Here is a 22451-nt window from a genome sequence, read left to right on the forward strand (position 1 = left end):
CCAGTAGCCCGATACCAACAACAACCCCTTCGAGACTTCAGGAGTACGATATGTCCATGACAACGACTTTCACGCGAATGGCGCTCAGCGCCAGCTTGGCACTCGGCACCGTCGGCGCGGCACAGGCCGCCGACGAGGACGTCAAGATGGGTTTCATCGTCAAGAAGCCGGAACAGGCCTGGTTCATCAACGAGCAGGATGCCGCCACCCAGGTTGGCGAAGAACTGGGCTTCAGCGTCGTTCGGCTGGGCGGCGAGGATGGCCAGGAGGTGCTCAGCGCCATCGACAATCTCAACTCTCAGGGAGCCCAGGGCTTCGTCATCTGTCCGCCGGACGTGCGTCTGGGGCCGGCCATCATGAACCGCGCCAACGAGTACGGCATGAAAGTGGTCACGGTGGACGACCGTTTCGTGGGCGGCGACGGCGAGCCCATGGAAGAGGTACCGCATCTGGGCATGTCGGGCTACAAGATCGGCCAGCAGGTCGGTGAAGCGCTCGTCGCCGAAATGGGCGCGCGCGGCTGGGATCCGCAGGAAGTCGCGGCACTGCGCATCACCAACAATGAACTACCCACCGCCAAGGCGCGCACCGACGGCGCCACCGACGTGTTGCTCGAGTTGGGCTTCCCGGAAGAGAACGTCTTCGATGCGCCGCAGCAGAACACCGATACCAGCAGTGCCTTCTCGGCGGCCTCGCCGGTCATCTCTCAGCACGAGGAGTTCGATCACTGGATCATCTACGCACTCAACGAAGAGAGCGTGCTAGGCGGCGTGCGCGCCACCGAGCAGTACGGCCTCGAGGCCGAGGACGTGATCGGCGTGGGCATCAACGGTTCCGGTGCCGCCTTCGCCGAGTTCTCGCGCGAAAACCCGACGGGGTTCCACGGCACCGTGGCCGTCAGTTCCACCAAGCATGGCCGCGAGACGGCGGAGAACCTGTATCGCTGGATCACCGAAGGCGAAAAGCCGCCGGCCAACACCGAGACCTCCGGCACCTTGATGACGCGCGACAACTGGCAGGACGTGCGCGACCAACTGGGGCTGTGACGGTGGCGGCTCACGGTGATCGGGAGAGCGACATGACGGAACCCTATCTGCGATTCGACGGCATCAGCGTGGTCTTTCCCGGGGTGCGGGCGCTCGACAAGGTCAGCTTCGGTGCCCGCGCCGGTCAGGTGCATGCCCTGATGGGCGAGAACGGCGCCGGCAAGTCGACGCTGCTCAAGGTGCTCAGCGGGGTCAACCGTGTCAGCGAAGGCGCCCTGTGGATCGACGGTGAGCGCCATGTGTTCGCCAACGCCCGCCAGGCGCTCGGCCAAGGTATCGCCATCATCTATCAGGAGCTGACGCTGGCACCCAATCTGTCGGTGGCCGAGAACCTGCTTCTCGGCCAGTTGCCGGTCAGCCGCGGCTTCATCGACCGACGGCGGTTGCGTGAGCGGGCGATGCGCATTCTCGAGGATCTCGGTGAGGGCGACATCCACCCCTCGACCAAGGTGCGCGACCTCTCCATCGGCCAGCAACAGATGATCGAGATCGGCCGGGCGCTGTTGCGCGACGCCCGCATCATCGCCTTCGACGAGCCCACCAGCAGCCTGTCGGTGCAGGAGACGCGGCAGCTCGAGCGCATCGTCGCGCGGCTGCGCGACGAGGGCCGCGTGGTGCTCTACGTGACCCATCGCATGGAGGAGGTTTTCGAGATGTGCGATGCGGTCACCGTGTTCCGCGACGGCCAGCACATCCATACCCACGAGAACCTCGAATCGCTGGATCACGACACCCTGGTCAGCGAGATGGTCGGCCGCGACATCGACGACGTCTACGGCTACCGCGAGCGTGAGCCGGGCGAAGTGATGCTCGAGATCGAGGCGCTCGAGGGCAAGGGGTTGCGGGCGCCCGTGAGTTTCGCGGTGAAGCGCGGTGAGGTCTTCGGCCTGTTCGGCCTGGTCGGCGCCGGGCGCAGCGAGCTGATGCGGCTGGTGTGCGGCGCCGAAACCGCCAGGGCGGGCGAGGTACGCTTTCGGGGCGTGGCGCGGCGCTTCGCCAGCCCCCGCGAGGCCATTCGCCAGGGCATCGCCATGTGTCCCGAAGATCGTAAATCGCAGGGCATCTTTCCGGTCGCCAGTGTGGCCGACAATCTCAACATCAGCTGCCGGCGCTTCTTCAAGCGCTGGGGCGTGTTGCGCAACCCGCGACGCGAGCGTGCCAACGCGGAGGCGTTCATCCGGCAGCTGAGCATCAAGACGCCGGGGCCGCGCACGCCCATCGGCACGCTCTCCGGCGGCAATCAGCAGAAGGTGATCCTGGCGCGCTGGCTGGCCGAGAAGATCGATCTCATCGTGGTCGACGAGCCGACGCGTGGCATCGACGTCGGTGCGCGTCGCGACATCTATACCCTGCTCTACGACCTGGCCGAGCAGGGCAAGAGCGTCGTGGTGATTTCCAGCGATCTGGCCGAGGTGAGCTCCATCTGCGACCGCATCGGCGTGATGCGCGATGGCGAGCTCATCGACATCGTGCCACGCCGGGAGGCCTCCCAGGAGCGTCTGCTGGGACTGGCGCTGCCCGCCTGATCCATTTCGACATGAGCCATCCGAGGGATATCCGATGACAACCCACAAACTCGCTGGGGGAGACGGCAGTGTGGCTGCGGTGCCCCCGCGCCGGGGACTCCCGAAGCCCCTGCGTACCCTGCTCGACACCTCCGGACTGATCGCCATTTTCGTTGTTCTGTTCGTGGCGCTGGCCGTTTTCATCCCCGGCTTTCTCACCGGGCGCAACATGGTGGGACTGCTGCTTTCCGTCACCCTGATCGGCACCATTGCCACCACCATGATGATGGTGTTGGCGTTGGGCGAGGTCGATCTCTCGGTCGCCTCCATCGTCGCCTTTGCCGGTGTCGTCGCCGCCGTGGTCACCTCGGCGTCGGGCAGCGTGACGATCGGCGTGCTCGGCGGGGTGCTCGCCGGTGGTGCCGTGGGGGCCTTCAACGGTTTCGTGGTGGCGAAGTTCGGCATCAATTCGTTGATCGCCACGCTCGCCGCCATGGAGTTCGTGCGCGGCCTGGCCTACATCACGTCCGGCGGCGATGCGGTGATGATCACCGTCCCAGCCTTTTTCGACCTCGGCAGCGCGTCCTTTCTCGGCCTGACCCTGCCCGTGTGGACCATGATCGCCTGCTTCGTGATCTTCGGCGTGCTGCTCAACATGACCGCGTTCGGGCGCAACGTGCTGGCCACCGGCGGCAATGCCGAGGCGGCGGCACTGGCTGGGGTCAACGTGCGCCGTCTCAAGGTCATCGTCTTCGGCCTGCAGGGCGTGGTGGCCGGCATCGCCGGCGTGCTGTTGGCCTCGCGCATGGGGCTGGGCGACCCCAACACCTCCATGGGGTTGGAGCTGGCGGTGATCTCGGCCTGCGTGCTCGGTGGCGTGGCCCTCTCCGGCGGTGTGGCCACCATCACCGGCGTGCTGGTGGGGGTGCTGATCATGGGCTGCGTGCAGAACGCCATGGGCCTGCTCAACGTTCCCACTTTCTATCAATACCTGGTGCGTGGCGCGATCTTGCTGTTGGCGGTGATGTTCGACCGCTGGAAGCAGACCCGACGCCAGCGTGCATGACCCTTCGGTTTCAGGAGACCTCGTATGACCCACCGCAAGCGTCCCTTGCGCAGCGCTCAGTGGTTCGGTACCGCCGACAAGAATGGCTTCATGTACCGCAGCTGGATGAAGAACCAGGGCATCCCCGACCATGAGTTCGACGGCAAGCCGATCATCGGCATCTGCAACACCTGGTCGGAGCTCACGCCCTGCAATGCGCACTTCCGCAAACTGGCCGAGCACGTCAAGCAGGGCGTGCTGGAAGCGGGGGGCTATCCGGTGGAGTTTCCGGTGTTCTCCAACGGCGAATCGCTGCTGAGGCCCACGGCGATGTTCACCCGCAACCTGGCGAGCATGGACGTGGAGGAGTCGATCCGCGGCAACCCGCTGGATGCGGTGGTGCTGCTGGTGGGCTGCGACAAGACCACCCCGGCGCTGCTGATGGGGGCGGCGAGCTGCGACATTCCCACCATCGTGGTGACCGGCGGGCCGATGCTCAACGGCAAGCACGAGGGCAAGGACATCGGTTCGGGGACCGTGGTTTGGCAGCTCTCCGAGCAGGTCAAGGCGGGCCAGATATCGATTCACGACTTCATGGCCGCCGAGGCCGGCATGTCGCGCTCGGCGGGTACCTGCAACACCATGGGCACGGCCTCGACCATGGCCTGCATGGCCGAGTCGCTGGGCACCTCGCTGCCCCACAATGCGGCGATTCCCGCGGTCGATTCGCGTCGCTACGTACTGGCGCATCTCTCCGGCAATCGCGTCGTCGAGATGGTCGAAGAGGATCTGCGTCTGTCCAAGGTGCTCACCAAGGAGGCTTTCGAGAACGCCATCCGCACCAACGCCGCCATCGGTGGGTCGACCAACGCGGTGATTCACCTCAAGGCGATCGCCGGGCGCATGGGTGTCGACCTCGGTCTCGACGACTGGAGTCGCGTCGGGCGCGGCACGCCGACCATCGTCGATCTGCAGCCTTCCGGGCGCTTCCTGATGGAAGAGTTCTACTATGCCGGCGGGCTTCCCGCGGTGCTGCGCCGGCTGGGCGAGGCCGACCGCCTGCCGCACAAGGGGGCGCTGACGGTCAACGGCAGGACGCTGTGGGACAACGTCAAGGACGCCCCGCTCTACGACGACGAGGTGATCCGCCCGCTGGAGAGGCCGCTGCGCGAGGATGGCGGCATGTGCGTGCTACGCGGCAACCTCGCCCCCAACGGGGCGGTCTTGAAACCCTCGGCGGCGAGCCCCGAGTTGATGACCCACCGCGGACGCGCGGTGGTGTTCGAGGACTTCGACGACTACAAAGCGCGCATCAACGACCCCGACCTCGAGGTCGATGCCGACAGCGTACTGGTGATGAAGAACTGCGGGCCGCGCGGTTATCACGGCATGGCCGAGGTCGGCAACATGGGCCTGCCGGCGAAGTTGCTCGAGCAGGGCGTGACCGACATGGTGCGCATCTCGGACGCGCGCATGAGCGGTACCGCCTACGGCACCGTGGTGCTGCACGTGGCCCCCGAGGCCGCCGCTGGGGGGCCGCTCGCTGCGGTGCGCGACGGCGACTGGATCGAGCTCGACTGCGATGCCGGCAAGCTGCATCTGGAGATCGACGACGCCGAACTCGAGGCGCGCCTGGCCGAAAGCGACCCCACCGCTCAGTCGAGCCGGATCGCCAGCGACGGCGGCTATCGCCAGCTCTACATCGAGCGCGTGCTGCAGGCCGACGAGGGCTGCGACTTCGACTTCCTGCGTGGGTCGCGCGGCGCCGACGTCCCGCGACATTCCCATTGAGCGGCATGGAGCGGGGGCCGGCGATGGTCGATGGTGCCAAGGTCGAATGCGTATGGCAGGGCCGGGCACGATTGGGCGAAGGTCCGCTGTGGCGTCCCGGGCAAGGGAAAGCCGGCCAGCTGCTGTTCGTCGACATTCTGGGGCGAATGCTGCATGTCCATGACCATGCCAGCGGCAGAACCCGCCGCTGGTCGCTCGACGAGGCCTGCTGCTGGCTGGTGCCGCGGGCCGATGGCGACGGTTTCATCGCCGGGCTCGCCTCGCGCCTGGTCCACCTGCGTCTCGCTGAGGACGGGCCGTGCATCGTCGGCGACTGGATGACTCCCGACGAACCGGCGGGCAATCGCTTTAACGACGCGACGGTGGACGACCGTGGGCGACTGTGGTTCGGTTCGATGAGCGAGAACGAAAAAGAGAGTGGCGAGCCGGGACGCGGGGCCTTGTATTGCCTCGACGGCGTGGGGCTGCGCCGGCTCGACCGCGGCTACGGCATCGCCAACGGTCCTGCCGTGAGCCCCGATGGCACGACGCTCTATCACAGCGATACGGCGGCAGGCATCGTCTATGCCTTCGACCTGTCGGCCGAGGGAGGGCTTTCCGGCAAGCGTGAGCATCTGCGCTTTTCCGGCTCCCAGGGCCATCCGGACGGCATGACCTGCGATGTCGAGGGCGGCCTGTGGATCGCCCACTGGGGCGGTGGGCGCGTCAGTCGTTTCCTGCCCGACGGGTCGCTGGACGAGACCCTGATCCTGCCCGCCTCGCGGGTGACGTCCTGCACCTTCGGCGGCCCCGAGCTCGACCAGCTCTACATCACCACCGCGGCCGACGGCCGCGACCAGGAAGCCCTGGCGGGCGGTCTGTTCCGCGTCGCGCCTGGGTTTCGAGGCCTGGCATCACCGGCATTCGCGGTTTCGCGTAACGTGCCAGCTCAGCGCTAGGCCGGTTCCGGCCAGCTGCCCAGAGTGCCGTTGCCGGGCTCGATGCCCAGCGCCTCGGCCGTTCCCTGCAGTACCTCGCGGGCAGCCAGGAAGGCGTCGCGGGGCCGGCGAGCGCGAATCGCCTCCATCACCTGGCGATGACGCTCGAAGCTGGCCTCGGGGTCGGCGGTACTGTCGTTGGACGTTTCCACCAATAAATGAATCGAGGGGCGCAGGATATGCGAGAGCTGCGCCCAGACGATGTTATGACTGGCCTTGAAGATGGCCACGTGGAAGGCGACATCGTGGTCGCTGTAGCGCTGCTTCTCTTCGGCACTGTCGGCATGCAGGTGGCGGTTCATGCCCTCCAGAGCCTCCTCGATGGCCACCAGGTCGAGCGCCTTGGCGTGCCGAGCTGCCGTCATCGCCACGTAGGGTTCGACGTCCAGGCGGAAGGCCAGGATCTCACGCTGGATGCGCGGGTTGGGCGAGGCGTAGCGGGTCATCCACTCGGTCACCGATGGATCGAGGATGTTCCACTCCTCGTAGTCGCGAATCTTGGAGCCATGTCCGGAAATCCGCGCGATGATGCCGACGTCGACCAGCTGTCGCAGGTCGCTTCTCACCGCCGAGCGGTTGATGGCGAACTGCTCGCACAGGTCGATCTCCCTGGGAACGAAATCGCCGGGCTGATAGCGCCCGGAGAAGATGGCTTCGGCGAGGAACTCGACCACGCTGGGACGGGCAGGCTTGACGGGGCGCTTGGGCGGTGTCGCGGTCATGGCGGCTCATGTCGATGATCTGCCCCATAACCTGCCATATGTTCAACATACGAACAAGGCGGCCTAGGTCGTAACGTCGCGGCAGCGGGCGGTACATGGCCATTGCTCGGTTAGGACCGGCGCCTGGTGGCGTTAGCTGGACAGGTCGGTCAGCCGTATGGGGTCGGTGGCCTCCAGAATCAGCCCGATGCCCCCCAGGCAGGTCATGTCGCGATCCCAGGGGTGGGTGGCGAGCCGGCTCGCGCCGACCAGCTCGGGAACCAGGGCCTCGTCGATGGCCGCTTCCAATGCCGGTTGCATGGCCGCGTAGCCGCGCACGCCGGAGCCGGTGACCAGTACCAAATCCGGATTGAACAGCGCCAGCACGTTGGCGATGCCGTAGCCCAGGGCTCGCCCCGCCTTGTGGTAGATCTGTCGCGCCACCGGATCGCCTTGCTCGGCAAGACGTACCAGGGCCTGCATCTGCGCCTCCGAAGGATGGGCGCTATCGCCCGGTGGCAGTGACAGCAGGGCGTGCGCTTCACGGTAGAGGGCATAGTCGCTGGCATAGGCTTCGATACAGCCGCGTCGGCCGCAGGCACACAGGGCGCCTCCGGGCTCGAACTTGCTATGGCCGATCTCGGCGGCCGATCCATTGGCACCGAGAAGCGGCCTGCCATCGATCAGCACCGACATGCCGATGCCGTAACCCAGCATGATCACCGCCAGGTTGGGAGTGTCGGCGTAGGCTGGCTGGCGAGCCAGGATGCTGGCGATGCAGTTGGTGTCGTTCTCGAGCATCACCGGACAGCCGAGGCGTTCGGCCAGTGGGCCAGTCAGCGGGGTATTGCGGAAGCGTAGCGCCGGCGACCAGATGAGCATGCCGCTGGCCGGCGATACCACCCCCTGGATGGCTAGGCAGATACCGTCGAGGCGACGCGGCCCACCCGGCAGAGCGGCGCTCACCGCCTGGATGCGCTCCTCCAGGACGTCGCACAGTGTGTCAGGTGTCAGTGTCGCCGTGGTCAGCGAGTGGGTTTCGGCATGGCGCACCTGGCCGGCGAAGTCTCCCACTACCACCTGCACCTCGTTGAGCGACAGCTTGACGCAGGCCACTCGTGCTGCTTCGGGCTCGAGGCGAATCAGTGTCTTGGGCCTGCCCCTTCCGCCCTGGCGGTGAGGTTCGGCAGGCAGCTCGCTGACCAGGCCGTGGCGCAGCAACTCGGTGGTGATCGCCGTCACCGTGGCCGAGCTGATGCCGTTTGCCGTACCCAGGTCGATGCGAGCCATGGGGCCCTGATTGCGCAGGGTGTCGACGATGGCGAGCGTGTTGTCTCTCCTGGTGGGATCGGGCACTAGGTTGGTCATGGTGACGTCGCTTCCAGATTATTTTGAGTGCTGAATTATATCAGCGTAAAACCGCTGAGAATTCCAGTCGACGATCGTGGTTTCTGCCAGAAAAGGCGATTCCTGACGAGATGCCAGCATGTGGGCCCCGTCTCCCCGTGACTGGCATGCGACCAAAGTTGAGTCTGCAGTCATTTATTTTTATGCCTAAAGTAAATCGTGAGCCGGCTCAGCCATGCCTACAACAACAAACGGTGATGCTCATGTCAGACCCTTCCGCCCGCTACCCCAGCCTGGATGCCCGCGTGGTCTTCGTCACTGGCGGCGGTAGCGGCATCGGTGCCGCCCTGGTGCGCGCCTTTCACCGGCAGGGGGCGAGAGTCGCGTTCGTCGACATCGACGATGCGTCCAGCCGTCGCTTATGCCGAGAGCTCGACCAGGAGAGCGGTCGCGCACCACTCTATCGCCACTGCGACATCCGCGACATCCCCGCATTGCTGGCGGTGCTGGATGAGGTGCACGAGGCGCTGGGGCCGGTCGGCACCCTGGTCAACAACGCTGCCAACGATGAGCGCCACGACTGGCGCGAACTCAGTGTCGACGACTGGGACGAGCGCATGTCGGTCAATCTGCGCCCCATGTTCTTTGCCATTCAGGCCGTGGCCGAGCGCATGGCGGCGGCCGGTGGCGGCTCGATCATCAACTTCGGCTCGATCAGCGTACAGAACGCCATCGGTAATCTCTCCGCCTACGTCACCGCCAAGGCGGCGGTGCATGGCCTGACCCGCAGCCTGGCCCGCGATCTCGGCACCCGGAACATTCGCGTCAACACCGTGGTGCCCGGCTGCATCCTTACCTCACGTCAGCTCGAACGCTGGATAGGCCCGGAGGACGAGGCGCGAATTCAGGAGCACCAGTGTCTCAAGGTGCGCTTGTTGCCCGAGCACGTGGCGCCCACGGTGCTGTTTTTGGCTGCCGACGACAGCGCCCAGTTGACCGGTGCCGCCATCCCGGTCGACGGAGGGTGGGGCTGATGAGTCAGGAACGCTCTACCGTACTCGAGGCGCGTGGCATCGACCGCGCCTTCGGGGGCAACCAGGTGCTGTTCGGCGTCGACATGGCGTTGCAGCCCGGCGAAGTGCACGCCTTGCTGGGCGAGAACGGCGCCGGCAAGTCGACCCTGGTCAAGATTCTGGCCGGCTATCTGCCGCCCAGCGGCGGGGAAGTGCGCGTCGATGGCGAGCCGAGGCGCTTTCGCGGCAGCGGCGAGGCCGAAGCCGAGGGCATCGTGATGATCCACCAGGAACTGGCGTTGGCCGAGCAGCTGACGGTGGAGGAGAACATCTTCCTGGGCCGCGAACTCCGCCGCGGCCCTTTTCTCGACCGCCGGGCGATGCGCGAGCGCTGCCGCGAGGCTCTGGCCGAGCTGGAAACCCGCGTCGATCCCCGGGCCCGGGTCAAGGAGCTGTCGACGTCCGACCAGCAGATGGTGGAGATCGCCAAAGCGGTGACTCGCGACGTGCGCGTGCTGATCATGGACGAGCCCACCGCCAGCCTGACCGAGCACGAGGTCGAGGTACTCTTCGCGCTGGTCGACCGGCTGCGCCAGCGTGGCGTGGCGATTCTCTACATCTCCCACAAGCTGCGTGAAATCGAACGCATCGCCGATCGCGTCACCGTGCTGCGCGATGGCCACCGCATCGATACCGGCCCGGTGGCGGGGCGCAGCAAGGAAGACATGGCGCGGATGATGGTGGGACGTGAAATCACCGAGATGTATCCCGAGCGTACGCCGGCTGCCGATGATGCGCCGCTCGTGCTGGAGGCCTACGACATCGTGGTGCCCGGGGCGGTGCGTCGGGCCAGCTTCACCCTGCGTCGCGGTGAGGTGCTGGGCTTCGGTGGGGTGGTGGGTGCCGGGCGTACGGCGCTGCTCGAGTCGCTGCTCGGCCTGCGGCCCCGCACCGGCGGCGAGGTGCGTCGCAACGGACGGCCCGTGCGCCTTCGCCATCTGCGCGACGCCGTGCGCGAGCGTATCGCCTACCTCACCGAGGACCGCAAGGGCAAGGGGTTGGTGCTCAATATGGGCCTGCGCCCCAACTTCACCCTGCTCAACCTGCGCGCCTACTGTCGGCCGCTGATCGATCGTCGCCGCGAAGCGCAGGCCTTCCAGGAGGCCGTCGAGCGCTTCGACATCCGCCTGCGTACCGCGGTGCGCAGCGCCGGCGAACTCTCCGGCGGCAATCAGCAGAAGCTGTTGCTGGCCAAGGTCATGTCCATCGATCCCGAGATCGTCATCATCAACGAGCCGACCCGGGGGATCGACGTGGGCACCAAGCAGGAGATCTATCGCTTCATCCGCGAGCTCACCGACGCCGGGCGGTCGGTGATTCTCATCTCATCGGAGATGCCCGAGCTGATCGGCCTGGCACACCGGGTCGCAGTGATGTGTGCCGGCGAGCTGACCGGCATCCTCGAGGGCGAGCAGATCAATGAACAAGAAATCATGCAGTACGCATCCGGCATCAAGGGGGGAGAAGCGGATGAACGACGTCGTGCCTGAGCGCAAAGCGCAACCGTCCAGCGGTGGCGGCTTCTCTCTGGATCTCAAGACCTGGGGGCCGTTCATCGCTCTGCTCGCTCTGGCGTTGCTGGGGGTGCTGATCAATCCCGCCTTTCTGGGGCTGGACAACCTTTCGAACATGCTCACCCGCAGCGCCTTCATCGGCATCATCGCCGTGGGAGCCACCTTCGTCATCACCGCCGGCGGCCTGGACCTCTCGGTGGGCTCCATGGCGGCTTTCATCGCCGGGGTGATGATCATCCTGATGAATGGCCTGGTGGAGCAGTTCGGGCCTGGCCTGACCACGGTGCTGTTGGGCGTCGGTGCCTCGCTGATCCTGGGCGTCGGTGCCGGCTTCATCAACGGCATCGTCACCACCAAGGGCAAGATCGAGGCGTTCATCGTCACCCTGGGCACCATGGGTATCTACCGTTCGCTGGTCACCTACCTGGCCGACGGCGGCACCCTGACCTTGGACTGGGACGTGCGCGACGTCTACCGCCCGGTCTACTACGACAGCCTGCTGGGCGTGCCCATCCCGGTGCTGGTGTTTCTGGGGGTGGCGCTCGCCGGCTACGTGCTGCTCAACCACACCCGCTTCGGGCGCTACTGTTTCGCCATCGGCTCCAACGAGAAAGTGGCGGAGTACAGCGCGATTCGAGTCGATCGCATCAAGACCCTGACCTATGTATTGCAGGGTGTCTGCGTCGCCGTGGCGACCATCATCTACGTACCGCGGTTGGGCTCGGCTTCGGGGGCCACCGGGGTGCTCTGGGAGCTCGAGGCGATCGCCGCGGTGATCATCGGGGGTACCGTGCTCAAGGGCGGCCATGGCCGCATCTGGGGGACGGTGGTGGGCGCCATCATGCTGACCATGATCGGCAACATCCTCAACCTCACCGACGCCATCTCCAACTATCTCAACGGTACGGTGCAGGGGATCATCATCATCGTGGCGGTCTACCTGCAGCGCGCATCGTGGAGGAAGGCGGGACCCTGATCCCGTCAGCACTGGCAGCGACAACAAGCACAAGTACGAGGAGCAAGAGCATGCCACACATCAAGAAGACACTACTCGCCCTGGCCGTCTCGGCGGCCGTCGGCGTGCCGACCGCCGCCACGGCACAGGAGGTCACCATCGGGGTCTCGATTCCCGCAGCGACTCATGGCTGGACTGGCGGCGTCAATTTCCATGCCGAGCAGGCCAAGGAGCGCCTCGAGTCGCTCTATCCCGACATCGAGATCACCATCTCCACCGCCAGCAATCCCGGCGAGCAGGCCAACGATCTCGAGGACCTGGTGTCGCAGCGCGACATCGACGCCCTGGTGGTGCTGCCGTTCGAGTCGGGGCCGCTCACCGACCCGGTGCGGCGGGTCAAGGAGGAAGGCGTCTTCGTCACCGTGGTCGATCGCGGCCTCGACCAGGAGGGTATCGAAGACCTTTACGTGGCCGGCAACAACCACGAGCTGGGGCGCGTCTCCGGCGAGTACATCCGCGAGCGTCTCGATGGCGAAGGCGAGATCGTGGTGCTGCGCGGCATCCCCACGGTCATCGACGACGAGCGGGTGCAGGGCTTCCAGGAGGCCATCGAGGGCAGCGGCATCGAGATCCTCGACATGCAGCACGCCAACTGGAACCGCGACGACGGCTTCGAGGTGATGCAGGACTTCCTGGCTCGCTTCGACGACATCGATGCCGTTTGGGCCCAGGACGATGACATCGCCCTGGGGGTGATCGAGGCGGTGCGCCAGGCCGAGCGCGAGGACGAGCTGTTCATCGTCGGCGGCGCCGGCATGAAGGACATCATCGAGCGGGTGATGGAGGGCGACGACCTGGTACCCGTGGACGTGCTCTATCCGCCGGCGATGATCGCCACCGCCATGGATCTCACCGTGCAACACTTCACGTCCAATGGCCCGGTGGTCGGTGAATACATCCTCGGCTCGCCGCTGATCACCCCGGAGAACGCCGAACAGTACTACTACCCAGACTCTCCGTTCTGAACGGCGCGGCGGCACCCCGGGGTGTCGCCGCGCTCGCGACGTTCGTGACACCGGCAAGAGAGGTGAGACATGAAGACCATCAAGGGACCGGCACTCTTCCTGGCGCAGTTCGCCGGCGACGAGGCGCCGTTCAACAGCCTGGAACGCATTGCGGCCTGGGCGGCGGGTCTGGGCTACGAGGGCGTACAGCTGCCCAGCTGGGATGCGCGCCTGATCGACCTGAAGAAGGCGGCCGAGAGCCCGGCTTACTGTGATGAAATCAAGGGCACCCTGGCCGAGCACGGCCTGGCGCTGACCGAACTCTCCACCCATTTGCAGGGCCAACTGGTGGCCGTGCATCCCGTCTACGACGAGATGTTCGACGGCTTCGCAGTGCCCGAGGTGCGCGGCAATCCCCAGGCCAGGCAGGCCTGGGCGGTGGAACAACTGCACCTGGCGGCTCGCGCCTCGCGCAACCTGGGGCTGACCGACCACGGCACCTTCTCCGGCGCCCTGGCCTGGCCCTTCGTCTACCCCTGGCCGCAGCGCCCGGCGGGGCTGATCGACAGCGCCTTCGACGAGCTGGCCAGGCGCTGGCGGCCGATCCTCGATGCCTTCGACGAAGCCGGAGTGAATCTCTGCTACGAAATCCACCCCGGCGAGGATCTGCACGACGGCATCACCTTCGAGATGTTCCTGGAGCGCGTCGGGCATCATCCGCGCTGCCATATCCTCTACGACCCCAGCCACCTGATCCTGCAGCAGCTCGACTACCGGGGCTTTCTGGACGTCTACCGCGAGCGCATCCAGATGTTTCACGTCAAGGATGCCGAGTTCAATCCCAGCCCCAAACAGGGCGTCTACTCCGGCTACCAGGGCTGGACTCAGCGTGCCGGGCGTTTTCGCTCGCTGGGCGACGGTCAGGTGGACTTCAAGCACATTTTTTCGTGGATGGCGGCCAACGACTACCATGGCTGGGCGGTGCTCGAGTGGGAGTGCTGTCTCAAGCACCCCGAGGCAGGGGCCCGGGAAGGCGCTGCCTTCATCCGCGACCACATCATCGAAGTCACCGAGCGCGCTTTCGACGACTTCGCCGACTCGGGCACCGACGAGGCCGCCAACCGGCGCATTCTGGGACTCGACTGAAAAAAAGGAGCGAGAGACATGTCCCAACACCACAGCCAGCGCCGCCTGCGCCTGGGCATGGTCGGCGGCGGCCAGGGCGCCTTCATCGGCGGCGTGCATCGCATCGCCGCGCGCCTGGACGACCACTACGAGCTGGTGGCCGGGGCCTTCGCCTCGGACCCCGAGCGCAGCCGGACCTCGGCGGCGGCCCTTCACGTCGCCGACGAGCGCGCCTATCCCGACTACCGCAGCATGGCCGAGGCCGAGCGGGATCGCGACGACGGCATCGACGTGGTCGCCATCGTCACCCCCAACCACCTGCACTTCGAGGTGGCCAGGACCTTCCTCGAGGCGGGCATCGACGTCATCTGCGACAAGCCCATGACCACCGACCTGGGCGAAGCTCGGGAACTCCAGCGGCTGGTCGAGTCCAGCGGGCGCTTCTTCGGCCTGACCCACAACTACAGCGGCTATTCGCTGATCCGCCAGGCCCGTGACATGGTCGCTGCCGGCGAGCTCGGCGAATTGCGCGTGGTGCAGGTCGAGTACCCTCAGGATTGGTTGGCCACCCGTGTCGAGGCCGAGGGCGTCAAGCAGGCCGAGTGGCGCACCGACCCCAAGCGCAGCGGTCCGGCCGGCTGCCTGGGCGACATCGGCACCCACGCCTATCATCTGGTGCGTTTCGTCACCGGCCTGGAGGTCGAATCGCTGGCCGCCGACCTGCACACCTTCGTGGACGGCCGTGCGCTGGACGACAACGTGCACCTGATGCTGCGTTTCAAGGGCGGTGCGCGCGGCATGCTGTGGTCAAGCCAGGTGGCGCCGGGCAACGAGAACGGCCTCAAGCTGCGCGTCTACGGCAGCGGCGGCGGCCTGGAGTGGCGTCAGGAGGAGCCCAACGAGCTGCTGTTCACGCCTCAGGGCGAGCCGCCGCGGCGCCTGACCCGCCACGGCCCCGGCCTGGGTGAGGCAGCCATGGCCGCGGTGCGCATCCCGCCCGGCCACCCGGAGGGCTACCTGGAGGCCTTCGCTCAGCTCTACAGCGACTTCGCCGCCCACCTGCGGGCGCGACGTGGCGGTACCGAGGTCGCCACCCACCAGCGCGACATCCCCGGGGTGGACGATGGCGTCGACGGCGTGCGGTTCATCACCCGGGCGCTGGAGTCCTCGCGGGCGGATGGTGCCTGGGTGAGCTTCTGAGGGGCGACGATGAGCGTGCGGTTGAACAACGACCGGCTGTGCCTGGAGGTGCTGCCCGAGTTGGGCGGGTGCGTGGTGCGCTTCGATGCGCTGATGCCGGATGGGCCAAAGCCGCTGTTCCGGCCCGGCAAGCGCGCGTCCCGCGATCCGAACGACATGGGGCTCTATCCCCTGTTACCCTGGTCCAACCGCATCGCCAGTGGCGGCTTTAGCTGGAGGGGAGACCAGTACCCACTGACGTCCAACCTGGCCGGGGAGCCGCTGCCGATTCACGGTGACGGCTGGCAGCAGCCGTGGGACGTGGCGCGCGTCACCCAGGACGCGCTGCGGCTCACGCTGCGCTCGGCCTGGCAGCCGCCGTTCGACTACCGTGCCGAGCTCGACTATCGCCTGGAGGGAGAGAGCCTGTGCATCGCGCTGGCAGTGACTCACTTGGGAGACGCTCCGGTGCCCTACGGGGTGGGCCTGCATCCCTGGCTGCCGCGTATGCCCGATACTCGGCTCGAGGCTCCGGCCGAGGGCGTCTGGGAGGTGGACGACGCCCAGTTGCCGACCCGCTGGCGAGCCCTCGACGAGGCCGACCCCTGGTGTTTCGCCGCGGGGCGCGGATTGCCCGCCGGGCGCATCGACAATCTGTTCACCGGGTGGACCGGCCTGGCGCATGTCACCTGGCCGTCGCGGGGCGTGGCGCTGGCGGTGGAGAGCGACCCGGCCGGAGCGCGCTACCTGGTCTACTCTCCCGGGGCAGATGCCGACTTCTTCTGCTTCGAGCCGGTCTCCCACGACGTGAACGCCCACCACTTCGCCGATCCGCTCGCCCACGGGCTGGTCGAGTTGCTGCCGGGAGGGACGCTGAGCCAGGCGTGGCGTTTCACCTGCCTCGCCCCGCGCCGATGGGCCTGACGGCACGGCCGGCGCGAGACGTGAAGCGATTGGCTGGTTCGATGGCAGCGACGGCAAGTCAATCTCGACCTAGGAAGAGACGATGACCGACCGCAAGATCACCCCCGACCAGCTGCGCTCGCGCTGGTGGTTCGACAATCCCGACCATCCGGGGACCACGGCGCTGTGCATCGAGCGCTACATGAACCAGGGCATCACCCTGGAAGAGCTCACCGGCGGCAGGCCGATCATCGGCATCTGCCAGTCGGGTTCCGATCTGACGCCCTGCAACCGCCATCACGTGGACCTCGCCCAACGCGTCAAGGACGGTATCCGTGCTGCCGGCGGCGTGCCCTTCGAGTTCCCCATGCACCCCATCCACGAGAACGTGCGCCGGCCCACCGCGGCGCTCGACCGCAACCTGGCCTATCTGGGCCTGGTTGAGGTGCTGCACGGCTACCCGCTGGACGGCGTGGTGCTGACCACCGGCTGCGACAAGACCACTCCGGCGGCGCTGATGGCCGCGGCCACCGTCAACATCCCGGCCATCGTGCTTTCCGGTGGCCCCATGCTCAACGGCTGGCACGGCGCCGAACGGGTGGGCTCGGGCACCATCGTGTGGGAGATGCGCAAGCGGCTCGCGGCGGGCGACATCGACTACGCCGAATTCCTGTCGCGGATCACCGAATCCGCCCCCTCGGTGGGCCACTGCAACACCATGGGCACCGCCTCCACCATGAACTCCATGGCCGAGGCGCTGGGCATGAGCCTGCCCGGTTCGGCGATGATCCCCGGCCCCTACAAGGAGCGCGGCCTGGTCGCCTACGCGACCGGCGCGCGGATCGTCGACATGGTGTGGGAGGACCTGAGACCCTCCGACGTCCTGACCCGCGAGGCCTTCGAGAACGCCATCGTCACCTGCTCGGCGCTGGGCGGCTCTTCCAACGCCCCCATCCACGTCAACGCCATCGCCCGCCATGCCGGGGTCGAACTCGACAATGACGACTGGCAGCGCCTGGGCCACGAGATCCCGCTGCTGGCCAACGTCATGCCGGCCGGGGCCTTCCTGGGCGAGGAGTTCCACCGCGCCGGCGGCGTGCCGGCGGTGATGCACGAGCTGCTGGGCGCCGGCCGGCTCCACGGCGAGGTGCTCACCGTCAACGGCCGTCCGCTGGCGGACAACCTCGAGGGCCTCGAGACCCGGGACACCGAGGTGATCCGCCGCTACGGCGATCCGCTCGTCGAGCATGCCGGCTTTCTCAACCTCAAGGGCAACCTGTTCGACTCGGCGCTGATGAAGACCAGCGTGATCGCGACGGACTTTCGTGAGCGTTTCCTGAGCGACCCGGACGATCCCGATGCCTTCGAAGGCAAGGTGGCGGTGTTCGACGGCTCCGAGGACTACCACGCGCGCATCGACGATCCGGCGCTCGGCATCGACGAGCGCACCATCCTGGTGATGCGTGGCGCCGGCCCGGTGGGTCACCCCGGCGGCGCCGAGGTGGTCAACATGCAGCCTCCCGAGGCCTTGATTCGAGCGGGGGTCGAGTCGCTGCCGTGCCTGGGCGATGGGCGCCAGTCGGGCACTTCGGGGTCGCCGTCGATTCTCAATGCCGCCCCGGAGGCGGCCAGCGGGGGCGGTCTGGCACTGCTCGAGGACGGCGACCGGCTGCGCGTCGATCTACGCCGCGGCGAGGTGCGGCTGCTGATCGACGATGCCGAGCTCGAAGCGCGTCGGCAGACGCTGGAGCGGCAGGGCGGCTATCGCTACCCCGACCACCAGACGCCGTGGCAGGAGATCCAGCGCACCCTGGTCGAGCCGCTGGACCGTGGCATGACCCTGGAAGGCGCTACGCGATATCGCGACGTGGCGCGGCGCAGCCCGCCGCGGGACAACCACTGAACATGAACGCAGGTCTCGGACGTACGGAGTCACATCGTGCAAGCTAGCGACATCGAGGTGGCGGTCGAGCTGGACATGAGCCTGGGCGAGAGTCCGGTATGGTCGGTGGCGCGCCGGACGCTCCACTGGGTGGACATCAACCGTGGCAAGATCCACGCCTGGCGCCCCGAAGCGGGAGCGCCGCCCGAAACCATCGCGCTGGAGGAAAAGGTCGGCTGCATTGCGTTCTGCGAAGGCGGGCTTCTGGCAGCGATGGCGTCGGGTATCGTGCGGCTGCCTTTCGGCGGCACGCCGCAGCGCTTGGCGGCCAACCCGGAGTGGCGAGGAGAGGGCGGCGGCAACCGCTTCAACGATGGCCGCTGTGACGCGGCCGGCCGTTTATGGGTGGGGACCATCGATGCCGACGAGACGAACCCCACGGCGGCACTCTACCGTTTCGACGACGGCGAGCTGACACCGTGCCTGACCGACATCGGCATTTCCAACGGGCTCGCCTTCAGCCCCGATGGGCGCTGGCTCTATCACACCGACTCGCTGACCCGGCGCATCTTGCGCTACCCCTTCGATCTCGCCAGCGGCACGCTGGGGGCGGGTGAAACCTGGGTCGACCTGCAAACGCTGGGACTGCCCGGCGTGCCCGACGGTGCGGCGGTGGACGGCGAGGGATGCTACTGGAGCGCGCTCTACGACGGCGGCCGCGTCGTACGCTTCTCCCCGGACGGTGAGCTGATGGCGGAGCACGAGGTGCCGTGCCCGCACCCCACCATGGTGGCGTTCGGCGGGGCCGACCTGCGCACGCTCTACATCACCACGGCCACCCAGCACCTGGACGCCGAGGGGAAGCGCCGCTGGCCGCTGGCCGGCAGTCTGTTCAGCCTGCCGGCGCCCGTGGCGGGCCTCGCGGAGCCGGCGTGGCGCACTTGAGGCGTCCGGCTCAGCGTGCCAGCCAGCCGCCGTCCACCACCAGCGCGTGACCGTGCACGTAGCGAGCGGCGTCCGAACATAGGAAGACCACGGCGCCGGCCAGATCTTCCGGCTCGCCGAAGCGCTCGGCGGGAATCCGCCCGAGTAGCTCGGCGCGGCGGTCGGGGTCGTCGCGCAGCGCCTGGGTGTTGTCGGTGGCCATGTAGCCCGGGGCGATGGCGTTGACGTTGATGCCGTGGCTCGCCCATTCGTTGGCCATCAGCCGCGTGAGCCCCAGCAGTCCGCTCTTGCTGGCGGTGTAGGAAGGCACGCGGATGCCGCCCTGGAAGGAGAGCACCGAGGCGACGTTGACGATCTTGCCCGGAGCGTCGCGTGCGACCAGGTGGCGCGCCACCTGCTGGGCGAGGAAGAAGGCCGTCTTGAGGTTGACGTCGACCACGGCGTCCCAGTCCGCTTCGCTGAACTCGAGCGCCGGTGCGCGGCGGATGGTGCCGGCATTGTTGACCAGAATGTCGAGCTGGCCGGCCCGTTCCACGGCGCGCTCGACGATCGATTCCGCGCTGTCGTGGCCGAGCTCTGCCTCCACGGCGTGGAAACGCCGCCCTAGTGCCTCGATGCGTTCGCGGGTCGCCTCGGCAGCGCGGCGATTGACGCCGACCACATCGGCGCCGGCCTCGGCCAACGCCACGGCCATGGCCTGGCCGAGGCCCTTGTTGCAACCGGTGACCAGGGCCACCTTGCCGGTGAGGGAAAACGCACTCATCGCTGTCTCCTAGCCAGGGTTCATGTTGCCAGGTCGAGCCGGGCGATGGCCGCCGGCAGCTCGCGGGCGTGGTGAATGGCGATGGCGCCTGGCGGTGTCGCTTCGCGTTCGGGGAAGTGGTTCAGGTGAATGACCGGCATGCCTGCCTCGAGGCCGGCGACCACGCCGACATCGGCATCGTCGATCACCACGCAGCGTTCAGGGGCCTGGCCCATGGCCTCGGCGGCCTGGCGGTAGAGTGCCGGGTTGGGCTTCCACACCCCCAGGGTATAGGCGCTGAACAGGTTGTCGCCGAAGTGCTGGGCTAGCCCGGCGCTCTCCATGGCACAGCGGATCTTGCGTTCGGGGCCGTTGGAGACCACTGCCTTGGGGTGATGGGCGAGCTCGAGGAGCGCTTCGGGCATGCCGGCGATGGGTTCGAGCTCGGCGCGCATGCGCGTCTCCATGCGCTCGCGCATCTGCGCTTCCAGACGCTGGCGCCGGTCGTCGTCCAGACCGCCGTGAAGCGCTTCGAGCTCGAGCACGATGGTCAGGAAACGCACCCCGCGAAACTCCGCCATGTATTGCTCGGCGGTGAAGGGCAGACCGTATTGTGGCAGCGTTTCTGCCATCACCTGGGCGAGCAGGATCTCGCTGTCGACCAGGGTGCCGTCGGAGTCGAAGAGCAGGCAGTAGGGTGTGGACATTCGGACCTCTCGAGGGGGTGGGGGAGCGCACCGTTCAGGGTACCAGAGCGGTGCGCATGCGCGTCAGACGAAGTCCGGCACCAGGGTGCGGGGGATCGCCAGGATCAGTTGGGGGTAGAGGATCAGCAGCAGGATCACCGCCAGCATCACCGCCAGGTAGAGCAGGGTGGTGGCCAGCGCCTTGAGCAGCGGGATGCCGCCGATCTTGGCCGAGATCATCAGGCACAGCCCGTAGGGCGGCGTGATCAGCCCCAGGCCCAGCGCCATCACGCCGATCACGCCGAATTGCACCGGATGGATGCCGGCCTGCAGGGCCAGCGGCTGGAAGATCGGTGCCATGATGGCCATGGCCGGTAGCGAATCCATGAAGGTGCCGATGAGCAGCATCACCCCGGTCATCACCAGCAGCAGCACCACGGGGTCGGTGATGTTGACCCCGGCCATCAGCTTGGGCGGGATCTGATAGAAGCTGATCAGATAGCCGAAGATCGCCGCTCCCACCAGGCTGAACAACGACAGCGAGCAGAGCCGCACCGTAGCGGTGGAGGCGTCGAGCACGTCGCCGAAGCGCAGCTCGCGATAGACGAGAAAGCCCAGTGCCAGGGCGTAGAGAACGGCGATCATCGCCGCCTCGGTGGGAGTGACGATCCCCAGGGTGATGCCGCCGATGATCACCACCGGGATGCCGGCGGCCATCAAGCCGTCCTTGCCGGAGTGCAGCAGCTCGCGGAAGGTGGCGCGCGGACGCACCGGCACGCTGTAGCGGCGCACGTAGCCCAGGTTGAGCGCGAGCTGGGCCACGCCGATCATCAGGCCGGGCAAGATGCCGCCGAGGAAGAGGCCGGCGATGGAGGTGTTGGTCAGCGCGCCCCACACGATCATGTTGATCGAGGGCGGGATGATGATGCCCATCACCGAGGAGGCGGCAGTGACCGCCACGGCGAAGTGGGTGGGGTAGCCCTCGCGCTTCATGGCCGGGATCAGCACCGTGCCCACGCCGGCGCTGTCGGCGGTGGAGGAGCCGGAGACCCCGGCGAAGAGCATGCTCACCATGACGTTGACGTGGGCGAGGGCGCCCTTGAGGTGGCCCACCAGCAGCATGCACAGGGTGATCAGGCGGTCGGTGATGCGCGCCGCGTTCATCAGGTTGCCGGCGAGCAGGAAGAGCGGCACGGCGAGCAGCACGAAGGAATCCATGCCGTTGTACATGCGCTGGAAGAGTACCCAGGCGGTCAGCCGCGGGTCGAGCAGGATCAGGCTGAAGGAGGTGAGGATCAGCGCCATGGCGATGGGAACGCCCACCACGATGAGCACGGCGAGCAGGCCGAAAAGCAGCCAGGGCAGCAGGAACATCCCGTCGGCGGGCATCATGGGCGGGGCCCTCCCTCTCCTGAATTGCCGCGGCTATCGAGGGGCGATCCGAGGCCTTCCACGCTGTGATTGGCTTCGCTGACGTCCAGCGTCTCCATCTCGCTCGGCGTATTGAATGCCGCTTCCATGGCATCCAGGCCGTGAAGCAGGCTATGCAGCAGGCGTTGCACGCTGAACAGCATGATGAACGCGCCGCTGACCATGAAGGTGGAGTAGACATAGATCATCGATAGCCCCGAGGCGGTGGCGTGGCGGCGCAGACCGGAGAGGGCGAATTCGTGGCCGTAAAAGACGAAGATGACGCCGATGGCCAGGCAGGCCAGGTCACGGACCACCCGGGTGGCAAGATCGGCCCGCGAGCCGCGGGGAAAGGCCTCGAGCACGAAGTGGTCGGCGTGCAGCACGCCGACGGCGGCGCCCAGCATCACCATCCACTGGAAGGCGAAGCGGCTGAACTCCTCGGTCCAGTAGAGGCTTGGCATGAAGGCCAGGTTGCGGCTGATCACCTGGTAGATGACCAGCAGGATGAAGCCCAGCACCAACGACAGCAGAATCCAGTGGAGCACACGCTCCAGGACCCGGTTGAGCCGTGCCAGGCCGGCGAGCAGTCGGGACATGGCGATTACCTGTGGCAAGCGA

The 22451-nt window shown here is 67.0% G+C and carries 20 protein-coding genes; 14 read left to right on the forward strand and 6 right to left on the reverse strand.

The window, feature by feature from the left end; all coding sequences use genetic code 11:
• Positions 1-50: 50 nt before the first annotated feature.
• Genes GFD32_RS19445 through GFD32_RS19465 form a run of 5 tightly spaced genes read left to right on the forward strand, consistent with a single transcriptional unit; the run spans position 51 to position 6325 of the window.
• Positions 51-1046, forward strand: a complete 996-nt coding sequence (locus tag GFD32_RS19445) for an arabinose ABC transporter substrate-binding protein (RefSeq protein ID WP_163578234.1) — start codon at positions 51-53, stop codon at positions 1044-1046.
• Between the two features lie 32 nt (positions 1047-1078).
• Complete coding sequence (gene araG, locus GFD32_RS19450; protein ID WP_163578235.1) at positions 1079-2572, forward strand: L-arabinose ABC transporter ATP-binding protein AraG; 1494 nt, start codon at positions 1079-1081, stop codon at positions 2570-2572.
• Positions 2573-2606: 34 nt separating this feature from the next.
• Positions 2607-3617, forward strand: coding sequence for an L-arabinose ABC transporter permease AraH (araH, locus tag GFD32_RS19455; RefSeq protein WP_089688679.1), 1011 nt, complete (start codon positions 2607-2609; stop codon positions 3615-3617).
• 24 nt (positions 3618-3641) lie between these two features.
• Positions 3642-5387 (forward strand): IlvD/Edd family dehydratase, encoded by a 1746-nt coding sequence (locus tag GFD32_RS19460; protein ID WP_163578236.1) that lies wholly within the window; start codon positions 3642-3644, stop codon positions 5385-5387.
• A 23-nt stretch (positions 5388-5410) separates the two neighbouring features.
• Positions 5411-6325, forward strand: coding sequence for an SMP-30/gluconolactonase/LRE family protein (locus tag GFD32_RS19465; RefSeq protein WP_163578237.1), 915 nt, complete (start codon positions 5411-5413; stop codon positions 6323-6325).
• Here the strand turns inward: GFD32_RS19465 and GFD32_RS19470 are convergent.
• On the reverse strand, positions 6322-7086 hold the full coding sequence (locus GFD32_RS19470) for a FadR/GntR family transcriptional regulator (protein WP_163578238.1): 765 nt from the start codon (positions 7084-7086) through the stop codon (positions 6322-6324). The genes GFD32_RS19465 and GFD32_RS19470 overlap by 4 nt on opposite strands.
• 132 nt (positions 7087-7218) lie before the next feature.
• Positions 7219-8433 (reverse strand): ROK family transcriptional regulator, encoded by a 1215-nt coding sequence (locus GFD32_RS19475; RefSeq protein ID WP_163578239.1) that lies wholly within the window; start codon positions 8431-8433, stop codon positions 7219-7221.
• A gap of 242 nt (positions 8434-8675) precedes the next feature.
• Between GFD32_RS19475 and GFD32_RS19480 the strand changes: the two genes are divergently transcribed.
• The 9 genes from GFD32_RS19480 (at position 8676) to GFD32_RS19520 (ending at position 18992) form a co-directional block, all read left to right on the forward strand.
• Entirely contained in the window at positions 8676-9446 is a 771-nt protein-coding gene (locus GFD32_RS19480; RefSeq protein ID WP_089688702.1) for an SDR family NAD(P)-dependent oxidoreductase, read from the forward strand.
• Positions 9446-10975 carry a sugar ABC transporter ATP-binding protein gene (locus tag GFD32_RS19485; protein ID WP_163578240.1) on the forward strand — a complete coding sequence of 510 codons (1530 nt, stop codon included), beginning with the start codon at positions 9446-9448 and terminating at the stop codon, positions 10973-10975. The genes GFD32_RS19480 and GFD32_RS19485 overlap by 1 nt, the downstream gene beginning before the upstream one ends.
• Entirely contained in the window at positions 10956-11975 is a 1020-nt protein-coding gene (locus GFD32_RS19490; RefSeq protein ID WP_089688667.1) for an ABC transporter permease, read from the forward strand. The genes GFD32_RS19485 and GFD32_RS19490 overlap by 20 nt, the downstream gene beginning before the upstream one ends.
• Positions 11976-12025: 50 nt before the next feature.
• Positions 12026-12979, forward strand: coding sequence for an ABC transporter substrate-binding protein (locus GFD32_RS19495; protein WP_163578241.1), 954 nt, complete (start codon positions 12026-12028; stop codon positions 12977-12979).
• Between the two features lie 69 nt (positions 12980-13048).
• Positions 13049-14104, forward strand: a complete 1056-nt coding sequence (locus GFD32_RS19500; protein WP_163578242.1) for a sugar phosphate isomerase/epimerase family protein — start codon at positions 13049-13051, stop codon at positions 14102-14104.
• A gap of 18 nt (positions 14105-14122) precedes the next feature.
• The gene (locus GFD32_RS19505) at positions 14123-15283 is read left to right on the forward strand and encodes a Gfo/Idh/MocA family protein (protein ID WP_240455713.1); all 1161 of its coding nucleotides are present in this window, start codon (positions 14123-14125) and stop codon (positions 15281-15283) included.
• 9 nt (positions 15284-15292) lie between these two features.
• On the forward strand, positions 15293-16186 hold the full coding sequence (locus tag GFD32_RS19510; RefSeq protein WP_163578243.1) for an aldose 1-epimerase: 894 nt from the start codon (positions 15293-15295) through the stop codon (positions 16184-16186).
• An 82-nt stretch (positions 16187-16268) separates the two neighbouring features.
• Entirely contained in the window at positions 16269-18068 is a 1800-nt protein-coding gene (locus GFD32_RS19515) for an IlvD/Edd family dehydratase (RefSeq protein ID WP_163578244.1), read from the forward strand.
• A gap of 36 nt (positions 18069-18104) precedes the next feature.
• A complete protein-coding gene (locus tag GFD32_RS19520) occupies positions 18105-18992 on the forward strand; it encodes an SMP-30/gluconolactonase/LRE family protein (protein ID WP_240455714.1) in 888 nt (295 codons plus the stop codon).
• Between the two features lie 10 nt (positions 18993-19002).
• Here the strand turns inward: GFD32_RS19520 and kduD are convergent, their stop codons facing one another.
• From kduD to GFD32_RS19540, 4 genes are all read right to left on the reverse strand, one after another.
• A complete protein-coding gene (gene kduD / locus GFD32_RS19525) occupies positions 19003-19755 on the reverse strand; it encodes a 2-dehydro-3-deoxy-D-gluconate 5-dehydrogenase KduD (protein ID WP_163578245.1) in 753 nt (250 codons plus the stop codon).
• Between the two features lie 20 nt (positions 19756-19775).
• Entirely contained in the window at positions 19776-20441 is a 666-nt protein-coding gene (locus GFD32_RS19530; protein ID WP_163578246.1) for an HAD-IA family hydrolase, read from the reverse strand.
• Positions 20442-20504: 63 nt separating this feature from the next.
• Complete coding sequence (locus GFD32_RS19535; protein ID WP_163578247.1) at positions 20505-21812, reverse strand: TRAP transporter large permease; 1308 nt, start codon at positions 21810-21812, stop codon at positions 20505-20507.
• Positions 21809-22429: a TRAP transporter small permease gene (locus GFD32_RS19540; protein ID WP_163578248.1), complete on the reverse strand. Its 621-nt coding sequence runs from the start codon at positions 22427-22429 to the stop codon at positions 21809-21811. The genes GFD32_RS19535 and GFD32_RS19540 overlap by 4 nt, the downstream gene beginning before the upstream one ends.
• Positions 22430-22451 lie beyond the last annotated feature (22 nt).

Source organism: Halomonas faecis, from assembly GCF_010993975.1.
Taxonomy (GTDB): Bacteria; Pseudomonadota; Gammaproteobacteria; order Pseudomonadales; family Halomonadaceae; genus Halomonas; species Halomonas faecis.